Origin of the sequence: Micromonospora sp. B9E7 (assembly GCF_039871815.1) — a bacterium.
Taxonomy (GTDB): domain Bacteria; phylum Actinomycetota; class Actinomycetes; order Mycobacteriales; family Micromonosporaceae; genus Micromonospora.
Window position 1 is genome coordinate 48,268 of record NZ_JBDPLX010000016.1, and the last position, 16,917, is coordinate 65,184.

The window sequence follows — 16,917 nt, forward strand, 5'->3', positions numbered from 1 at the left end:
CCGACAAAGCCCCAGGTCAGAGGCGTTTTCGCGACCAGGTCGTGGGCGAGTCAGGGGTGCTGGACGGTGGCCCGCGCCAGCCCGGGAGACATCCGCGGCGGTACGACGCCCCGAGCGCGTACATCCCGGGTGGTAGGCCCATCGGCAACTGCGGCATGACGACTCACCAGCGGTCTGCTTCCTAGGCTGCCACCCGTACCCGTCACGCGACCGAGGGAATCCACGATGTCCATCCGTCACCTGCTCACCGCCGCCGTAGTCGCCCCGCTGGGGGGAATCGAACTGGCCGCACCCGCAGCCGCGTACGTCTCGGCCCAGCCGATCGCCGCCGCTGCTCTCTCCATGAGTTCCGGGCGTTTCGGCGCCAGTGCTGCCGTCCTGCTGGGGCTGGTCGGCACCGTCGTCGGCGGGCTGGCTCTGGCCCGCCCCGCCAGTCGCATCGGCGTAGGTTCGGGGCCTCTCGGAGCCGTCCTGGCCCTGGCGACGGGGCTGATCGGCATGGCGCTGGGTGGGCTGGTGGTGGTCACCTCCGACAGCGGCATCGGCACCGGGAACGGGCGAGGCGGGGCCTTTGTGGCTCTGGCGGTTGGACTGGCCGGAGTGGTTCTCGGCGGGCTGGCCCTGGTGCGCGCCCGCCGCACCGGCCGCCTGACCGGGTGACGGGCTGACCGTTCACGGCGCGGGCCCCGGTCGTCGCTCTGCCGGCCAACCGGAGAACGTGGTCAGGAGCGGGCGAGCCAACCGGGAACGGTCAGACCGGACTCGTAGGCGAGGATCACCAACTGGGCCCGGTCCCGCACCTGCGACTTGGTCATGATCCGGCTGACATGCGTCTTGGCGGTGGCCGGGCTCAGCACCAACCGCGCGGCGATCTCGTCGTTGGACAGGCCCGCGGCGACCAGTGCCAGCACCTCACGTTCCCGCTCGGTGAGCACGCTCAGTCGCGGTTTGGGGTCCGGATGCGTCGCCCGGGTGGCGAACTCGGCGATCAGTCGGCGGGTGATCGACGGCGCGATCAGCGCGTCGCCCCGGGCGACCACTCGGACCCCGTGGATCAGCTCCGCCGGCTCGGTGTCCTTCACGAGGAAGCCGCTCGCGCCGGCCCGCAACGCACCGTAGACGTATTCGTCCAGGTCGAACGTGGTCAGGATGATCACGCGGGCGTCGGAGCTCGCAACGATCTTCCCGGTGGCGGCGAGGCCGTCCAGCACCGGCATCCGAATGTCCATGAGGACGACGTCCGGCCGCAGTTGCGCGGCGAGCCGCACCGCCTCGGACCCGTCGGCCGCCTCGCCGACCACCTCGATGCCGTCCTCGCCGTCCAGGATGGAACAGAAGCCGGCGCGTACCAGGGTCTGGTCGTCGACGATCAGCAGCCGAATCATGCTGGCTCCGACGCTGGCGACGGGCTGGCCCGCAGCGGTAGGCGGGCGCGGACCCGAAATCCACCGTCCGGCCGCGTACCCGTGGTCAACGAACCGCCGAGCGCGCGGGCGCGCTCCTGCATACCGAGGATCCCGCTGCCCGGCGCGCCGGGCGGGCCGGTGCCGTCGTCCTCCACCTCGATCAGCACGTCGTCGCGGTCGGACCGGACCCGGACCACCACGGTGGCGGCCTCCGCGTGCCGGGTCACGTTGGTGAGCGCTTCCTGGACGATCCGGTACACCGCCAGGTCGACCTCCGGCGGCAGCGAGCCGACCTCCGCGAACTCGGTTCGAATGTCCACCTCGGAACGCCTCGCCGTCCCGATCAGATCGTCGAGGCGGTGCAGGCCCGGCGCGGGCACGACGGACGCCTCACCGTCCTGCCGTAGCGTGCTCAGCGCCGTTCGCAACTCACGCAGCGTCTCCTTGCTGGCCTCCTTGATCGCGGTGAGCGCCTGCTCGGACCGGGTGGCGTCCGGTCGGTGCAGCGCGGCACTGGCCTGAACGTTGATCAGCGAGAGGTGATGGCCGAGGACGTCGTGCAGTTCGCGGGCGATGCGCAGTCGCTCCTCGGTGGCGCGTCGCCGCGCTTCCTCCTCCGTCCGCTGCTGGGCTGCGACTGCCCGGGCCTGCGCTTCGGCGAGGTAGGCCCGGCGGTTGTGGGTCACGCCGACAATGACCGCGATGAGCCAACCGGCGTGCAGCAGCGTCGCCCCGTTCATGGTGTCCGGGGATCGGTTGTAGCTGTCCGCGACGGCGAAGGCGATCACCGACCCGAGACCCAGCCCGATGGCGACCCGAAGATGACCCTCGTCGACAACTGTGTAGAGCGCCACGACGAACACCAACATGATCGGGCCAGGCTTGTGCAGTAACGCCCCGTACGCGCCAACGGCGGCAAGCGCGGCGACGCCTACCGGCACCGGATGGCGGCGGCGGACGTACAGCGCAGCGGAGGAAGCCAGCACCACCGGCAGTGCCGCCCACTCGGCGGCGGTGTCGATGCCACGCGACTGCACCACCAAGCCGACGAGGGCGACCAGACCGACGGCGAGCACCAGGGCCGTGTCCGCCGATCGACCACGCCACCGCGACCCCGACATACACCGCAGCCTAACCTCCCGACAATCGGCGGAGAACGGCCGAACCGCTGGGTGCGGCCGGTGGAACGGCCGTCCGTCCTGGCGTTGGTGGTCAACGGGAGGCGGAGGGCGACCGGGGATTCTCGGCCGGGTCGGTGTCGTAGCCGGCGGCCTGGAGGGCGAACAACTCGGCGTACCGGCCGCCGGTGGCGACGAGTTCGTCGTGTGTGCCGGCCTCGACCAGTTGGCCGTGGTGGAGGACGAAGATCCGGTCGGCGTGCCGGACGTTCGCGAGCCGGTGCGTGATGAGGATCGTGGTGGCTCGCCCTCTCCGGTCACGGATGGCCTGGAACAGGGCGTCCTCCGCGCGGGGATCGAGCGCGGAGGACGGCTCGTCCATGATCAGCAGTTCGGCGTCGCGCAGAAATCCGCGTGCCGCGGTGATCCGCTGCCACTGCCCACCGGAGAGGTCCTGGCCACGCGCGAAGGTGCGGTCGAGCAGTGTCTCGTACCCGTGGGGTAACTCATTGATCATGTGGTGGGCCACCGCGCGGGCGGCGGCGGCCTCGATGCGGTCCTGCCGGGCCTCGGTGTCGACGTCGCCGATGGCGATGTTGGTCGCGGCGGTGAACGGCCACTTGTGGTATTCCTGCGTCACCACGGCGATCCGGGCGCGCAGCCCGCCGACGTCCCAGTCCGACAGCGGTCGGCCGTTCCACTCGATGGTGCCCTCGCTGGGGGCGCGGAGGCCGGCGATCATCGCGGCGAGAGTCGTCTTGCCCGAGCCGTTCTCCCCGACGAACGCGACCGTCTGCCCAGCGGTGATCATCAACGTGACGCCGTCCACGGCCGGGGTGTCCCGGTCGGGGTAACGCAGGCTCACCTCCCGAACGCTCAACTCCCGCAGCCGTTCGGCACCGGCACCGGCCCCGGGTCGGGTGGCGCTCGGCAGGTACGCGGCGGCCCGCGTCATGAAGCCCGTGTAGTCGCCGAAGTGCTGCCCCTGGGTGTAGACGTGGTCGACCTGGAAGGTGGCGATGGCCAGGGATCGCTGGGCGGACTGCACCGCGATGACGCAGGTCGCCGCGGCGGCGAGCGGGATCTGCCCGTCCAGGAGCAGCAGCCCGAGCAGGACGTACACGGTGCCCGTGGCGAGACCGCCGATGATCGCCCCGACGGTGGTGGTCGTGGTGACCCGGCGGGCGAGGGCGAGCTGGATGTCGGTCTCCACCCGCATCACCCGGTCGTACTGGTCGAGCAGGAACCCGCGCAGCCCGTACGAGCGCAGTTCCGGGGCCGAGGCGCGTTCGGCCATCAGCTTGTGCAGCAACCACAGTCGACGCCGGCGCACCGACCCGGCGGTGTACGTCTGGTACCGCAGGTGCCCGGACCGTAACGACGCCCAGCCGTTGGGCACCGTGGCGACCACCAGCGCCAGCAGCAGCAACGGGTGGATGATGACGACGGCGGCCGCCACGGCGAGCAGCCCGGCCAACCCGGCGAGCAGGTTCATCGACGCCTGCACCAGCCCGATCGTCGACTCGGTCCCCCGGGAGGCTCGCTCCATGTCGTCGGCGAACGCGTCGGCGTCGAACGCCTCCAACCGGACCGCAGTCGACACCTCGAACAGGCCGCGCTCAACCTCGCGGCTCACCCGGGGCGTCAGCCCGTTCTGCGCGTACCCGGTGGCGATGCCCATGCCGGCGCGCAGCGCGACCGTCGCCGCCAGCACGGCCAGGGCGGGCAGCGCCGCCCGTACCTTGTCGGAGGTCGGCCCGCCGGCGAACAACTCCACCAGCACCCGCTGCGTGGCCAACAACCCGAAGGCCGCCATCACCCCCGCGCCGACCGTCGCGGCGGCCACCACACCGGTACGAAGGCGGTCCGCGCGCCAACTGATGCCCAGGGCTGTCCTGACCAGCCTGGGCAGTTCCGCGAACACGGCGAAGACGCCGGCCTCCGCCCGCGCCCGCACCCCCGTCTCCCACCACATCTCGCGCAGCTCCGGCAACACCGACTCCGCCCTACCGGGGCCGGGTCGGTCTGGCGGAGTGGGTCGGGTCCCTGCGGTGGCGGTCTCGATCATGGACGTACCTCCCGGGCGGCGCAGCCGTCGCCAGTCCGCCAGTCGAGGGCGGTCGGAGTGGCGGGTTTCTGGAGGATTGGACCACCCCACTGTCGCTGTCGGCAATCGCTCGAACACCTCCCGTTATGGCGGTCTGTGATTTTCGGTGAGCCCGTTCGTACCGTCGGACCCTCGTGCCACGATGCCGCTCACCTCACGACAGGGAGTCGGCGACATGGCCACGGCGATTGTTCGGGACGAGACAGCCACCGGTAGGGCGATCGACCAGTGGTCGATGACCGGCCTTCCGGAACGCATCTCCGCACGGGAGCTGGTCCGGTTACGGGTCCGCGAGGAGGTCGCCCGATTCAACGCTCACCAGCCCGACCACTTCCGAGGGCTGATCCAGCCGACCGACACGGAGGCGACGCTGAACGGCTACCGGGTTGCCCACGGCAGGCGGCTCGACTGGGAGCAGCAGGCGGACGCCGCCTGCACCGCCTTCGAACGCAACGGCTTTGTGCTGTTGGCCGGCAACCGCCAGATCGAGGACCTCGACGAGGAGATCGACCTGGCCGCTGATCCGGACGTGGCCTTCGTCCGACTCGTCGCGCTGGTCGGCGGCTGACGTGGGCGACTGGACGGGATCCCTCCCCGCTCTGACCGACGCGGATCGACGGCAGGTGGAGGCCGGTCTCGCCGAGGCCGGCGCGCGGATCAGGGCGGTGCTGCACATCGCGAGCACCTACCACTGGGAATCCTCGCCGACCGAGGTTCCGGAATGGGCCGCCGTCGCGTCGTGGCCGGCCGAGCAGCGCCGCAGCGCCGCACTGGCCATGCACCTGGAATCCTCCACCAGTTCGACACCCACCGCGCTCAACGACGTGGTGCGGAGCCTGGGTGACGGCGACCTGCCCTGGACGCGGTCGGACCTCGTGTGGTGCCTCGACGTGGCCGGGCGGGGCGAGGAATACGACAACGGCGCCCACCTGGAGCTGCCGGCCATCATCGCCGCACGCCTGGCGCCCGCCGAGCTGGTCGACCTGGTACCGACCCTCGATGCCCTCATCAGCGAACTGGTCCACGACTACGTCATCGCGGTGGAGCCTCGGCGACGTGCGGTCCTGCTGATCGGCCAGGCCATCGACCGCGCCACCGGCCGCCGCCTGCCGTCCAGGCTGTTGCACAACGGAGACGCGTTCGGCCCGCTCGTCCGCGCGGAGATGGGCACCGCCCTCGACGAGCCGGGCGTGCCGGAGCTGCTGACGCACTGCGCCGCACTGGAGAGGCCGGCGGCTCCGGCGACATGGCAACGGCGCGTCGACGAGCTTCTCGCCAGCACACCGGGCGGTGTCGAGGTTGTCCGGTCGGTCCTGGAAGCATTCGTCGCTCACGGCCAGTCCCTGCACGACGACTCGGACCGCCTCGTTCGCGGGCTGGTCTGGGCGCTGTCCCGGCAGCCTGACGGGTGGGCGACCGACCTCCTGGCGCGGGTCACCGCCACCGCGGCGGCAGCCCCGCGACAGGCGTCCGGCTTTCCCCATGCCCAGCGGACGGCTGTCGCGGCGGTGCAGCTACTCGCCGCACGCGACGGCGACGCACCGGTCCGCACGCTGGCGCGGCTGGCGGTGACGGTTCGGAACAAGGCGGTCCAGAGCCGTGTCCAGGCCGCGCTGGCCCGCCTCGGCGCGCTACGCGGATGGTCGCTCAGCGAGGTGTTGGAACTCGCCGTCGACGACCACGGGCTCGACTCCGACGGGCGTCTGCGCACCCAGGTCGGGGCGTACGAGGCGACGATCGACGTCACGGGGGAAAAGGCGCGACTGAGCTTCGCGCGGGACGGCGATCCGCTCAAGGGCGTCCCGGCCCAGATCCGGGAGGCGTACGGCCACGAGCTTCGGCAGTTGCGCGACCTCGTCAAACGCGTGGGCGCGTCGTTGACTGCCGAACGCCAGCGGCTGGAGGGGCTGCTGTCCGAGGAGCGCACCTGGCCGTACGCGGACTGGTCGTCGCGATTCCTCCACCACCCGATCACCGGGGCGTACGCGCGGCGGCTGGTGTGGGAGTCCAGCGCCGACGGTGAGCGTTGGACTGCCGGTCTGCCGCAGCGCGACGGCGAGGGATGGACGATCGTCGGCCTGGACGGTCGGGGTGTTCCGGGCGACCGGGTCAGGCTGTGGCATCCCATCCGTGCGACGACCGACGTGGTCCTTGCCTGGCGTACGCACGTGCTCGCCGCCGGCCTGACCCAGCCGTTCAAACAGGCGTTCCGGGAGGTCTACCTCCTGACGCCGGCCGAGGAGCGGACACACAGCTATTCCAACCGGTTCGCCGCGCACATCCTGCGCTACCGGCAGGCGAACGCCCTCATGCGCGTGCGGGGCTGGCAGGCCGGATACCTCGGCACCTGGGACGGCGGCTACGACAGCGAAGCCACCAAGCCCTTCGGTGGCGGCGCGTGGCGGGCGTCGTTCCACCACCAGTTGGTCACCGACGAGGATCCGCACAGATACGACGCCCGATACTGCTCCACCGACCAGGTGCGTTTCTCCCGACGTGACGGCGCCGCCTGGCAGCCCGCGCCGGTCGTCGATGTGCCGGCGGTGGTCTTCAGCGAGGCCATGCGGGACGTGGACCTGTTCGTCGGTGTCACCTCGATCGCCACCGATCCGGAGTGGGCCGACCGCGGCGACGACCGTTTCCACGGCTATTGGCACAGCACCGCCAACGCGGCATTGAGCCAGTCGGCGGAGGTACGCCGGGACGCGCTGGCCCGACTGTTGCCTCGCCTGACCATCGCCGGTCGGCTGAACCTCACCGACCGCTATCTGCACGTCCGCGGGAACATCCGCGACTACCGGATCCACCTCGGGTCCGGCAACATCATGATGGCGCCCAACGACGCCTACCTGTGCATCGTCCCGGGGCGTGACCGCACCGGTCGGCTGCACCTGCCGTTCGACGACGACCCCATGTTGTCGACGATCCTGTCCAAGGCCATCATGCTCGCCGCGGACGACACGATCACCGACGCCACGGTGCTCCGGCAGCTCGCACGATGACCGACATGATCACTCCTTGTACAGGACGTCGAGGTTCTTCCTCAGCGCTGCCGCGATCTCGCCCGCCGCGGCGATCTGATCCGGCGTGAGGGCGTCCACGAACAACTCGCGGATGGCGCGCAGGTGCGGAAAGGTGGCCCCTCCGAACGCCTCGGCGCCGGCCTTGGTGAGCAGCACCTCCGCCCCGCGCGGGACGGTGGCGCACTCCTGCCGACGGATGAGGCCGCGTCGCTCCATCCGCCCCAGGTGGTGGGACAGACGGCTGCGCTCCCAGCCGATGTGTGCGGCGAGTTCGGAGGAGCGCATCGCCTGACCCTCCGCCTCACTGAGAGCGAGGAGCACGGCGTAGTCCCCGGTCGAGAGCGAGGAGTCGCCCTGGAGACGGGATTCGAGTCGGGAGCTCAGCGCTGCCGTCGTCTCGATGAAGTCCCGCCAGATCCGCAACTCCTGCGCGGTCGGGAGTTGGCGTCCGCCCCGCCGACCCGGTGTGGTCTCCGTCATCTCACCCTCCCGGGAATTGACGCGTCAATCGCCAAGTTAGCATCATTGACACGTCAACCGGTAGGTCCGCTTCCGTGGGTCACCGGCGGAGAGCACCGAGGAGGAGACGATGGCAGCTGCAGACTTCGAGCTGGGGCTCAACTCGTTCGGCGAGGTGGCCACCGACGGCGACCGCGTCCTGAGCGACGCCGAGACCGTACGGCTGCTCGTGGACGAGGCGAGGCTCGCCGAGTCGGTCGGCCTCGACGTGTTCAGCGTGGGTGAGCACTACCGGGAGGGTCACAACGACTCGGCGACACCGGTGTTGCTCGCGGCAGCCGCGACGGCGACCGAGCGGATTCGCCTCGGCACCTCGGTCACCGTGCTCAGCACGAACGATCCGGTACGCCTGTACCACGAGTTCGCGACCCTGGACGCCGTCTCGAACGGCCGCGCCCAGATGGTCCTCGGGCGCGCCTCGGTGACCGAGTCGTTCCCACTGTTCGGTTTCGACCTGGCCGATTACGAGCGGTTGTTCGAGGAGAAGCTGGATCTCTTCCTGCGACTTCAGCGGGACGAACCGGTCACCTGGTCCGGGACCGTACGGAGCCCCCTGGTCGAACAGCGCCTGCATCCCCGGATGCAGCCCGGCGGCATCCCGACGTGGATCGGCGTCGGGGGAAGCCCGAACTCGGTGATCCGCGCCGCCCGACACGGACTCCCCCTCATGCTCGCGATCATCGGCGGGCGACCCCAGCGGTTCGCCGGCCACGTGGACCTCTACACCAAGGCGCTCGAACAGTTCGGGCATACCCCGCAGCCAATCGGGCAGCACTCTCTCGGCCTTGTCGCCGACACCGACGAGGAGGCGGTGGAGACGTGGTGGCGGTACTGGCAGCCGGTCGCGGCGGCACTCGCCCGGGAACGCGGCTTCTACAAACCGGACCGCGCACGCTACGAGGCGGAAATCGACCACGGGGCGCTCTTCGTCGGGTCGCCCGAGACGGTGGCGCAGAAGATCGCCAGAGTCGCCCGCGACCTGCGGCTGAGCCGCTTCGACCTGAAGTACGACATCATGCACCTCCCCCGCGACGCACGCGCGCGCACCATCGAACTGCTCGGCAGCGAGGTCGCGCCGCGGGTTCGCGAGTTGCTGGCAAAGGAGCCCACCAATGTCTGACCTTCTGTTCGGCCTCGACACGTTCGGCGACGTACCGCAGGACGACTCCGGCAAGCTCGTCTCCCACGCCGCGGCGATCCGGCAGGTCGTCGACGAGGCGGTGCTCGCCGACGAACTCGGCGTCGACGTCATCGCCCTGGGCGAGCACCACCGGCCGGAGTATTCGGTGTCGACACCGGAGACCGTGCTGGCCGGCATCGCCACCCGTACCTCCCGGATCCGGCTGGCCTCCGGCGTGACCGTGCTGAGTTCGGACGATCCGGTCCGGGTGTTCCAGCGCTTCGCCACCGTCGACGCGCTGTCGAACGGCCGGGCGGAGGTCATCCTCGGTCGCGGCTCGTTCACCGAGTCGTTCCCGCTCTTCGGCTACGACCTGCGCGACTACGACACGCTGTTCGAGGAGAAGATCGAACTGTTCGTGAAGTTGCTGGACGAGAAGCCGGTGACCTGGAGCGGCACCCTGCGGGCGCCGCTGGAGAACGCCGACGTCTTCCCGAAGACCGAGTCGGGCCATCTGAGCACCTGGGTCGGCGTCGGTGGCTCGCCGCAGTCGGTCGTCCGCACCGCCCAGTACGGCCTTCCGCTCATGCTCGCCATCATCGGTGGCGCCCCCGAGCGGTTCGCGCCCTACATCGACCTGTACCGCCGGGCTGCCGACCAGCTCGGTACGACCGCGCACCCGGTCGGGATGCACTCGCCCGGCTTCATCGCCGACACCGACGAGGAGGCCAAGGAGATCTTCTGGCCGCACTACCGGATCATGCGGGACCGGATCGGCAAACTGCGGGGTTGGCCGCCGATCCGCCGCCAGGAGTTCGACTCCGAGGTGGAGAACGGTTCCCTCTACATCGGTTCCCCGGAGACCGTGGCCCGCCGGATGGCCCGTGCGATCCGCAGCCTCGGCGTCGGCCGGTTCGACCTCATCTACTCGGCCGGAGCACAACCGGCGAGCGCCCGGATGCGCGCCGTGGAGCTGTACGGCTCCAAGGTGATCCCCATGGTCCGCGACATCCTGGCCTGATCAGACCAATCAGCACCGAGAGGACGACATGAACGACAACGACCGGAGCCGGCCTGTGACCCTTGGCGTCCTCGGGGCCGGCAAGGTGGGAACGGTGCTGGCCCGGCTCGCCGTCGCCGCCGGCTACCGGGTGTTGGTAGCCGGCTCCGGCAACCCTGCCAAGATCGCGCTCACCGTCGAGGTCCTCGCCCCGGGGGCGGAGGCCACCACGGCGGTCGACGCGGCGGCACGTGCCGACGTCGTCATCCTCGCCCTGCCGCTGGGCAAGTACCGCAGCGTCCCCGTCGACGCTCTGCGCGGCAAGCTCGTCGTCGACGCCATGAACTACTGGTGGGAGATCGACGGTGTTCGCGACGACCTCACCGACCCGCGTACCTCATCGAGCGAGGTCGTCCAGGCCTTCCTGTCCGGCTCACGCCTCGTCAAGGCGTTCAACCACATGGGCTACCACGATCTCGAGGACGAGGCCCGGCCGGCGGGCACGACCGACCGCAAGGCCATCGTGATCGCTGGTGACGACACCACCGACGTCAGCGCTGTCGCGTCCCTGGTGGACGCGCTCGGCTTCGACCCGGTCGTCGCCGGCGCGCTGGGCGAGGGGGTACGGCTCGAACCGGGCAGCGAGTTGTTCGGCGCGAACGTGAGCGCCGACGACGCGCGCGCCATGCTCGACCGCTTTCCCGAGTCGGAGCGTGGGCGGATCATCGCCGCCGCCCGAAAGCCGTCCCAGTAGTCCAGCGGCACGTCGCCAAGATCCACGCGACATCAGGGATGTGGGTGTCTCCCGCATGTCGGAGGCAGCAACATCCGGGCGGTTGCGCGGCTCTTGGAGTGGGCGCAGCACGGACGGGCGGCCAGGGGTTCGCCTGCGGTCAGCGTTCGTCGTACCCGAAGGCCGTCTTCGGTTCGAGGCGCTGGCCCACGGCGTACTCCTCGTCGAACGCGGCGGGGCCGAGCGCCTCGGTCGCGGCGGCCCTCATCCTGGCGAGATCGGCCGCGTCGTCCGGGTCCGGCACCTGGCCGACAGCCGCGAACGCGGCGTCCGCGACACCGATCATCCGCGCCGCCCGCGAGTGGTCGCCCTCGGCCGACGCGAGCGCGGCGCCGGCGACGCAGACGTACGGCACGAAGTCGGCCCAGGCGTTGCGGAACACCCGATCGCGGTTCTCGGCGAACAGTGTCCTCGCCGCGTCGAGGTTGCCCAGCCCCAGCTCGCAGAACGCCAGGTTGTGATACTCGGAGTTGACCGTCTCGGGTTGGCCGAGCGCCTCGTTGAGCGCGATGCTCTCCCAATACAGGTCCCGAGCGCGAAACAGGTCGCCGGACATACGCGCGACGGCGGCCAGCACGTGCCGCGGCCGCTCCTCGAGGCTGCGGTCGCCGGAGCGCTGCGCCACCTCGAGTGCCTCCCGCGCCCGGGCTTCCCCGCCCGCCAGGTCACCGCCGCGAATGGCGACCCGGGCGAGGCTGTACCGGGCCTCCACCTCACCTGCCGGATCGCCGGCCGCCTGCGCCCGCTTGATCTCGGCCTCGCTCATGCGCACCACGGCGTCGGTCTCGCTCCGCCGGAAGGCCGAACGCACGTTCTCACTGAAGCCCATGGCCCTCTCCTCCATCAGGAATCGGTCGGTCGCGCCGTCACCGTGCCGCGAGCATGGTCCAGGTGTCCACGAGTACGAAGCCCATCGACTCGTAGAGCGGCCGGCCCATCGGGCTGCTGTGCAGGTAGGCGGCGTCCGCGCCGGCCGCGATGCCGTCACGCAGCACCGCCTCGGTGAGCGCCCGGCCGAGGCCACGACCCCGGGCGGACGGTACGACACCGATGTTGAACACGCCGATCACGCCGGGGGTCCGCAGTCCGAGGGCGGTGCCGACGGGACGGTCGGACTCCTCGGCCAGGTAGCCGGTCATGCCGTCGGTGTCGAGCACCGCACCGCCCATCAACGAGCCGAACGCGCCGTCGGGCGTCTCGAAGCTCTCGGTGAGAGCGTTGGTGTACCTGTCGTTCTCGGCGGCGCCAACCCGGCGTACCAGGGTCCGCTGGGTCGAGCCGGACCGGAACACGATGTCGTCCGTGGCGCAGGCCAGAAACGGTAGGACGCTGCGTTCGCGCAGCCCGTGCCGGGCCGCGAGGTCGACGACCGCGGCGCTGGCCGCACCCCGAACCATGATCGACCAGTGCGGCACCTGCCGGGCGACCTCGGTCGCCAACTCGTCGAGCGCGCCGAGATCCGGGTCGGTGGTCAGGTCGAAGGCCGCGTTGAGCGACGCGACGCCGGCGTGGGTGATCCCCGCACGAGCGGTGCCCCGTTCGGCGTACCAACCCTTCGGGGTCACCCGGCAGAGTGCCTCGATGGCGTCGACGTACGCCGTCGCCAACCGGTCGGCGGTCGTGCTCATGTCTGCTCTCCCCCGTGGAACGGTCGTCCTGCCAGAGACGTCAACCTAGTCAGCGACCTGTACGTGCGCAAACGTGACGATTCGGGCAGCCGGCGGTGCTCCGCACCGATCAGGAATCGAGAAGCCCCGGGACCGGCGTCCGGCCTAGCCTTTTCCCAGGTAGCCGGCAGCACGCCGAGCCTGACGAGAGGGAGCCGGAACATGTCCGCGAAGACCACCACCAACACCGAGTCCGACGGCTTCAGCGCCGAAGAGCGGGCCGCGATGAAGGAGCGGGCCAACGAGCTACGCGCCGAGGGCAAGAAGGGCGCCAAGAAGGCCGACGGCCTGCAGGCTGTCCTCGACCGGATCGCGCAGATGGAACCTGAAGATCGCGCGCTCGCCGAGCGCGTGCACGTGACGGTGACCGCCGCCGCCCCGGACCTGTCGCCCAAGACCTGGTACGGGATGCCCGCCTACGCGAACGCGGACGGCAAGATCGTCGTCTTCTTCCAGGACTCCGGGAAGTTCAACTACCGGTACTCGACGCTGGGCTTCCAGGACGCGGCCAACCTCGACGACGGAGACCTGTGGCCGGTGGCGTACGCGCTGCAGAAGTGGAGCCCCGCGGTGGAGAAGAAGATCACCGCCCTGGTGCAGGCAGCGGTTTCCTGACCTCCCGCCGCCACACATCGGGCCCAGGTTCTCCCTGGCACGGCCGGCCTGAGGTGAGCGATGATCGGGATCGGAGCTGAGGGAGGCGCACAGTGCGGACAACGTGGCGCAGGCGAACGGTGAGACGAGTCGCGCGGTGACGGCCAGGGCAGGTCAGGCGTTCGACACCGGTCGGACGGTGTCCGACATCGAGTCGCTGCTCGCCGCCGAGTTGCCCACGGCCGGCGATCCGGTCAGCGAGGGAGACCCGGCCACCGGGGAGTGGACCGGCACCCGGGGGGCAGGCTTTCGGATCATTCCGCTGTGGGAGGGCGACGACCTCACGGGTGTGTACGGCACCGAATGGAACGAGGCCGAGGAAGCCGCCATGGCGAACCTGGCCCTTGTCGTCGGCGAGGTGGACCGCCGCTGGGGCCCGCACCGCACGGTGTCCATGCACGTACCGCTGTTCCGGAAGCAGGCCGGCACGGCCATGCCGGCGCTGTTCCAATCTCTGAGCGACATGGACTGCTACGGCGACCTCACGGTCTGGGGACCGACGGCGGCCGAAGGCCGGTGGGTCGCGGTCTCGGTCAACCAGTGCGACGGCGACGCCCCGATGATCATGACAGCGGTCGTCAGTCAGTTCGCGATCACCGAACTGCCGGAGTGACGAGTGCCCATCACCGATCATGCCTTGGCCATCGCGGCGGCGGAGGCCGGTGCCACGGTCGTCCGCGCTCGATACGGGTCATCGTTGACACGCTTCACGAAGGTCGGAAACGACTTCGCCACCTCCGCCGACATCGAGGCGGAGCAGGCCATCCTCGACGTCCTGCGCGAGGCGCGTCCGAAGGACGTCATGGTGGGCGAGGAGAGCGGACGCACGGGCACGGGCGAAAACGGACGCACCTGGCTGGTCGACCCGCTCTGCGGCACGTTGAACTACGCCGCCGGCACCATGCTGGCCTCGGTCAACGTCGCGCTTCACACCGGGACGGACATCGCCGTGGCCGCGTCGGCGGATCCGTTCAGCGGTGAGGTGTTCTGGACCGACGGCAGCGCCGCGTACGTCCGCTGCGCGGGCACGGACGAGCGACTTGTCCCGTCGGCCGAGTCGAAGCTGGTCGACGTCAACCTCGACCCGCCGTTTCCCAGCAAGGATGTCTTCCGGGCCGCCCGGATGCTCGCCGACGAGGACTTCACCGAACAGTTCCACCCACGAGTGGTCTCCACCAGCCTGGCCGTGGCGTGGGTCGCCGCCGGTCGCCGCGCCGCCTACCTGACAGACCGCCACGACCTGGGCCGCAGCGTCCACTTCGCGGCCGGAATCGCTCTCTGCCAAGCAGCCGGTTGCGTGGTCACCGGACTCGAGGGCCAACCACTGCACACCGGTGGGAATGGTCTCGTGGTCGCCGCCGACCAGCTGACACACGCCGCCCTGCTGACCCTCGTCCGGAAGCAACACCGAGCAACGGCGCGACCCTTGACATGAAGTCCGGTTGAGGTCTTAACCTCCCGTCCGTCACCACAGCCTGCTGTCGGAGGGAATCTGATGCACCTGCCCCGCCTTCTCCGCCCACGTACCGTCGCGAGCGCACACTGCGACCTGCCCTGCGGCGTCTACGACCCGGCCCAGGCCCGGATCGAGGCCGAGTCGATCAAGGCGATCTCCGAGAAGTACCAGGCCAGCGACGATCCGGAGTTCCGGACCCGAGCGTTGATCATCAAGGAACAGCGCGCCGAGCTGGTCAAGCACCACCTCTGGGTCCTCTGGACCGACTACTTCAAGGCACCGCACTTCGAGAAGTACCCCCAGCTGCACGGTCTCTTCAACGAGGCCACCAAGCTGGCCGGCGCCGGTGGCGCGAAGGGTGCCGCCGACCCGGCGGTCGCCGAGCAACTGCTCGTGAAGATCGAGGAGATCTCGAAGATCTTCTGGGAGACCAAGCAGAGCTGACCGAGCGGAACCGGGTGGCACCGGCCACCCGGTTCGGCGCACCGCGATCTCAGGAGGACCACATGGCGTCGCGCACCGACCTCGTCGAAGAGTTGATGGGCCGATTTCCCCACGTGCCACGCGAGGCGGTCATCAAGGAGGACCTGCTGCGCGGTGGCCTCGCCTTCGACGACGCGGCGCTGACCGACAACGAGAACGGCAGCGTCAAGCCGAAGTCGTACTTCATCTTCTCCTTCGACCACCGCACGCTTCCGGAGTTGGGGACGGCCGCGCTACGTCGGCCGCCCGAGGAGATCGTGCTCACCGGGGGTCCGTACGAGCTGCGTCGTACCGTCGTGTCGGTCCGTACCAACCCCAGCTCGCCGTACCGCGTGGGAACCGACAGTGACGGTCGGCTGCGCCTGTTCCTCGATGGACGGGCGATCGCCGACGTCGGGCTACCACCGATGCCGGCCTACTACCGCCACACGCTCACCAACGGAAAGTCGGTGATGGAGGTCGCCCCGACCATCCAGTGGGGCTATCTGATCTATCTCACCGCGTTCCGGGTGTGCCAGTACTTCGGCGCGAAGGAGGAGTGCCAGTACTGCGACATCAACCACAACTGGCGGCAACACAAACAAGCTGGCAGGCCCTACACCGGCGTCAAACCCGTCGACGAGGTGCTGGAAGCCCTGGAGATCATCGACCGGCACGACACCGACCGCGCCTCGCAGGCGTACACGCTTACCGGCGGCAGCATCACCTCGCAGGTCAACGGGCTGGCCGAGGCGGACTTCTACGGCCGGTACGCGCAGGCGATCGAGGAGCGGTTTCCGGGCCGGTGGATCGGCAAGGTCGTCGCCCAGGCGCTGCCCCGGGCCGACGTGCAACGCTTCCGCGACTACGGGATCCGCATCTACCACCCCAACTACGAGGTGTGGGACAAGCGGCTGTTCGAGTTGTACTGCCCGGGCAAGGAGCGCTACGTCGGCCGGGAGGAGTGGCATCGTCGCATCCTCGACTCCGCCGAGGTGTTCGGCCCGCGCAACGTGATCCCGAACTTCGTCGCGGGCGTCGAGATGGCCGCCCCGCACGGCTTCACGAGCGTGGGCGAGGCGATCGACTCCACCGCCGAAGGGCTTGAGTACTTCATGTCGCGCGGGATCACGCCGAGGTTCACCACCTGGTGCCCGGAGCCCACCACGCCGCTCGGCCGGGCCAACCCCGAAGGCGCACCGCTCGAATACCACGTCCGCCTACTGGAGGTCTACCGGGCGACCATGGACGCCCACGGCCTGTCCAGCCCACCCGGGTACGGCCCGGCCGGACCCGGCCGAGCCGTCTTCTCGGTCAGCTCCTTCATGGACACCCTGCCAACCGAGGCATCCTGAAACACCTGGACGAGTAAGGCCGAAGTCTGGTCAGTAGTCGTAAGTCCTGACTCAAGTCGGGGCTGCGGGCGCAGCGAAGGCACCAGCCATCCGCTGCGGCTGGCCCATGCCGATGTGCTGGTGAGCGATATACCTCAGCGTCATAGTTATGACTCTGAGGTATATCGCTCACTGTCGCATCCGCTTCCAGGCAGGTGACCGACGGTCACCGTGGGCCGCCAACAGCCCGAGCCAGGG

At 69.9% G+C, this 16,917-nt stretch carries 17 protein-coding genes; 11 read left to right on the plus strand and 6 right to left on the minus strand.

The features are described from left to right. Nucleotides 1-225 precede the first annotated feature (225 nt). Nucleotides 226-660 (plus strand): DUF6223 family protein, encoded by a 435-nt coding sequence (locus ABGB10_RS23390; protein ID WP_347663088.1) that lies wholly within the window; start codon nt 226-228, stop codon nt 658-660. A gap of 62 nt (nt 661-722) precedes the next feature. On the opposite strand, the gene ABGB10_RS23395 is transcribed toward ABGB10_RS23390, so the two are convergent. From ABGB10_RS23395 to ABGB10_RS23405, 3 genes are all read right to left on the minus strand, one after another. Then, nucleotides 723-1,385, minus strand: a complete 663-nt coding sequence (locus ABGB10_RS23395) for a response regulator transcription factor (protein ID WP_347663090.1) — start codon at nt 1,383-1,385, stop codon at nt 723-725. Beyond that, nucleotides 1,382-2,527: a sensor histidine kinase gene (locus tag ABGB10_RS23400; RefSeq protein ID WP_347663091.1), complete on the minus strand. Its 1,146-nt coding sequence runs from the start codon at nt 2,525-2,527 to the stop codon at nt 1,382-1,384. The genes ABGB10_RS23395 and ABGB10_RS23400 overlap by 4 nt, the downstream gene beginning before the upstream one ends. A 91-nt stretch (nt 2,528-2,618) precedes the next feature. Next, complete coding sequence (locus ABGB10_RS23405) at nt 2,619-4,592, minus strand: ABC transporter ATP-binding protein (protein ID WP_347663092.1); 1,974 nt, start codon at nt 4,590-4,592, stop codon at nt 2,619-2,621. Nucleotides 4,593-4,806: 214 nt separating this feature from the next. On the opposite strand from ABGB10_RS23405, the gene ABGB10_RS23410 reads away from it, so the two are divergent. After that, entirely contained in the window at nt 4,807-5,199 is a 393-nt protein-coding gene (locus tag ABGB10_RS23410) for a hypothetical protein (RefSeq protein WP_347663093.1), read from the plus strand. 1 nt (nt 5,200) lies between these two features. After that, nucleotides 5,201-7,633, plus strand: coding sequence for a DUF4132 domain-containing protein (locus tag ABGB10_RS23415; protein WP_347663094.1), 2,433 nt, complete (start codon nt 5,201-5,203; stop codon nt 7,631-7,633). Nucleotides 7,634-7,642: 9 nt separating this feature from the next. Here ABGB10_RS23415 and ABGB10_RS23420 read toward each other — a convergent pair whose 3' ends face one another. Beyond that, a complete protein-coding gene (locus ABGB10_RS23420) occupies nt 7,643-8,134 on the minus strand; it encodes a MarR family transcriptional regulator (protein WP_347663095.1) in 492 nt (163 codons plus the stop codon). Between the two features lie 109 nt (nt 8,135-8,243). On the opposite strand from ABGB10_RS23420, the gene ABGB10_RS23425 reads away from it, so the two are divergent. From ABGB10_RS23425 to ABGB10_RS23435, 3 genes are read left to right on the plus strand one after another with little or no spacing between them, the layout of a single operon-like run. Further along, nucleotides 8,244-9,293 (plus strand): LLM class flavin-dependent oxidoreductase, encoded by a 1,050-nt coding sequence (locus tag ABGB10_RS23425; protein WP_347663096.1) that lies wholly within the window; start codon nt 8,244-8,246, stop codon nt 9,291-9,293. Next, nucleotides 9,286-10,314, plus strand: a complete 1,029-nt coding sequence (locus ABGB10_RS23430; RefSeq protein ID WP_347663097.1) for an LLM class flavin-dependent oxidoreductase — start codon at nt 9,286-9,288, stop codon at nt 10,312-10,314. Before ABGB10_RS23425 ends, ABGB10_RS23430 begins: the two co-directional genes overlap by 8 nt. Nucleotides 10,315-10,342: 28 nt before the next feature. Next, nucleotides 10,343-11,047, plus strand: coding sequence for an NAD(P)-binding domain-containing protein (locus ABGB10_RS23435; protein ID WP_347663098.1), 705 nt, complete (start codon nt 10,343-10,345; stop codon nt 11,045-11,047). Between the two features lie 139 nt (nt 11,048-11,186). Here ABGB10_RS23435 and ABGB10_RS23440 read toward each other — a convergent pair whose 3' ends face one another. After that, nucleotides 11,187-11,915 carry a tetratricopeptide repeat protein gene (locus ABGB10_RS23440; RefSeq protein ID WP_347663099.1) on the minus strand — a complete coding sequence of 243 codons (729 nt, stop codon included), beginning with the start codon at nt 11,913-11,915 and terminating at the stop codon, nt 11,187-11,189. A gap of 37 nt (nt 11,916-11,952) precedes the next feature. Next, entirely contained in the window at nt 11,953-12,714 is a 762-nt protein-coding gene (locus ABGB10_RS23445) for a GNAT family N-acetyltransferase (protein ID WP_347663100.1), read from the minus strand. Between the two features lie 201 nt (nt 12,715-12,915). Between ABGB10_RS23445 and ABGB10_RS23450 the strand changes: the two genes are divergently transcribed. The 5 genes from ABGB10_RS23450 (at nt 12,916) to ABGB10_RS23470 (ending at nt 16,680) form a co-directional block, all read left to right on the plus strand. Further along, nucleotides 12,916-13,368: a hypothetical protein gene (locus tag ABGB10_RS23450; RefSeq protein WP_347663101.1), complete on the plus strand. Its 453-nt coding sequence runs from the start codon at nt 12,916-12,918 to the stop codon at nt 13,366-13,368. Nucleotides 13,369-13,504: 136 nt separating this feature from the next. After that, nucleotides 13,505-14,020 (plus strand): hypothetical protein, encoded by a 516-nt coding sequence (locus ABGB10_RS23455; protein ID WP_347663102.1) that lies wholly within the window; start codon nt 13,505-13,507, stop codon nt 14,018-14,020. Nucleotides 14,021-14,023: 3 nt separating this feature from the next. Further along, entirely contained in the window at nt 14,024-14,842 is an 819-nt protein-coding gene (locus ABGB10_RS23460; protein WP_347663103.1) for an inositol monophosphatase family protein, read from the plus strand. A gap of 60 nt (nt 14,843-14,902) precedes the next feature. Further along, the gene (gene sodN, locus ABGB10_RS23465) at nt 14,903-15,307 is read left to right on the plus strand and encodes a superoxide dismutase, Ni (protein WP_347663104.1); all 405 of its coding nucleotides are present in this window, start codon (nt 14,903-14,905) and stop codon (nt 15,305-15,307) included. Nucleotides 15,308-15,369: 62 nt separating this feature from the next. Then, nucleotides 15,370-16,680, plus strand: coding sequence for a radical SAM protein (locus ABGB10_RS23470; protein ID WP_347663105.1), 1,311 nt, complete (start codon nt 15,370-15,372; stop codon nt 16,678-16,680). Nucleotides 16,681-16,917 lie beyond the last annotated feature (237 nt).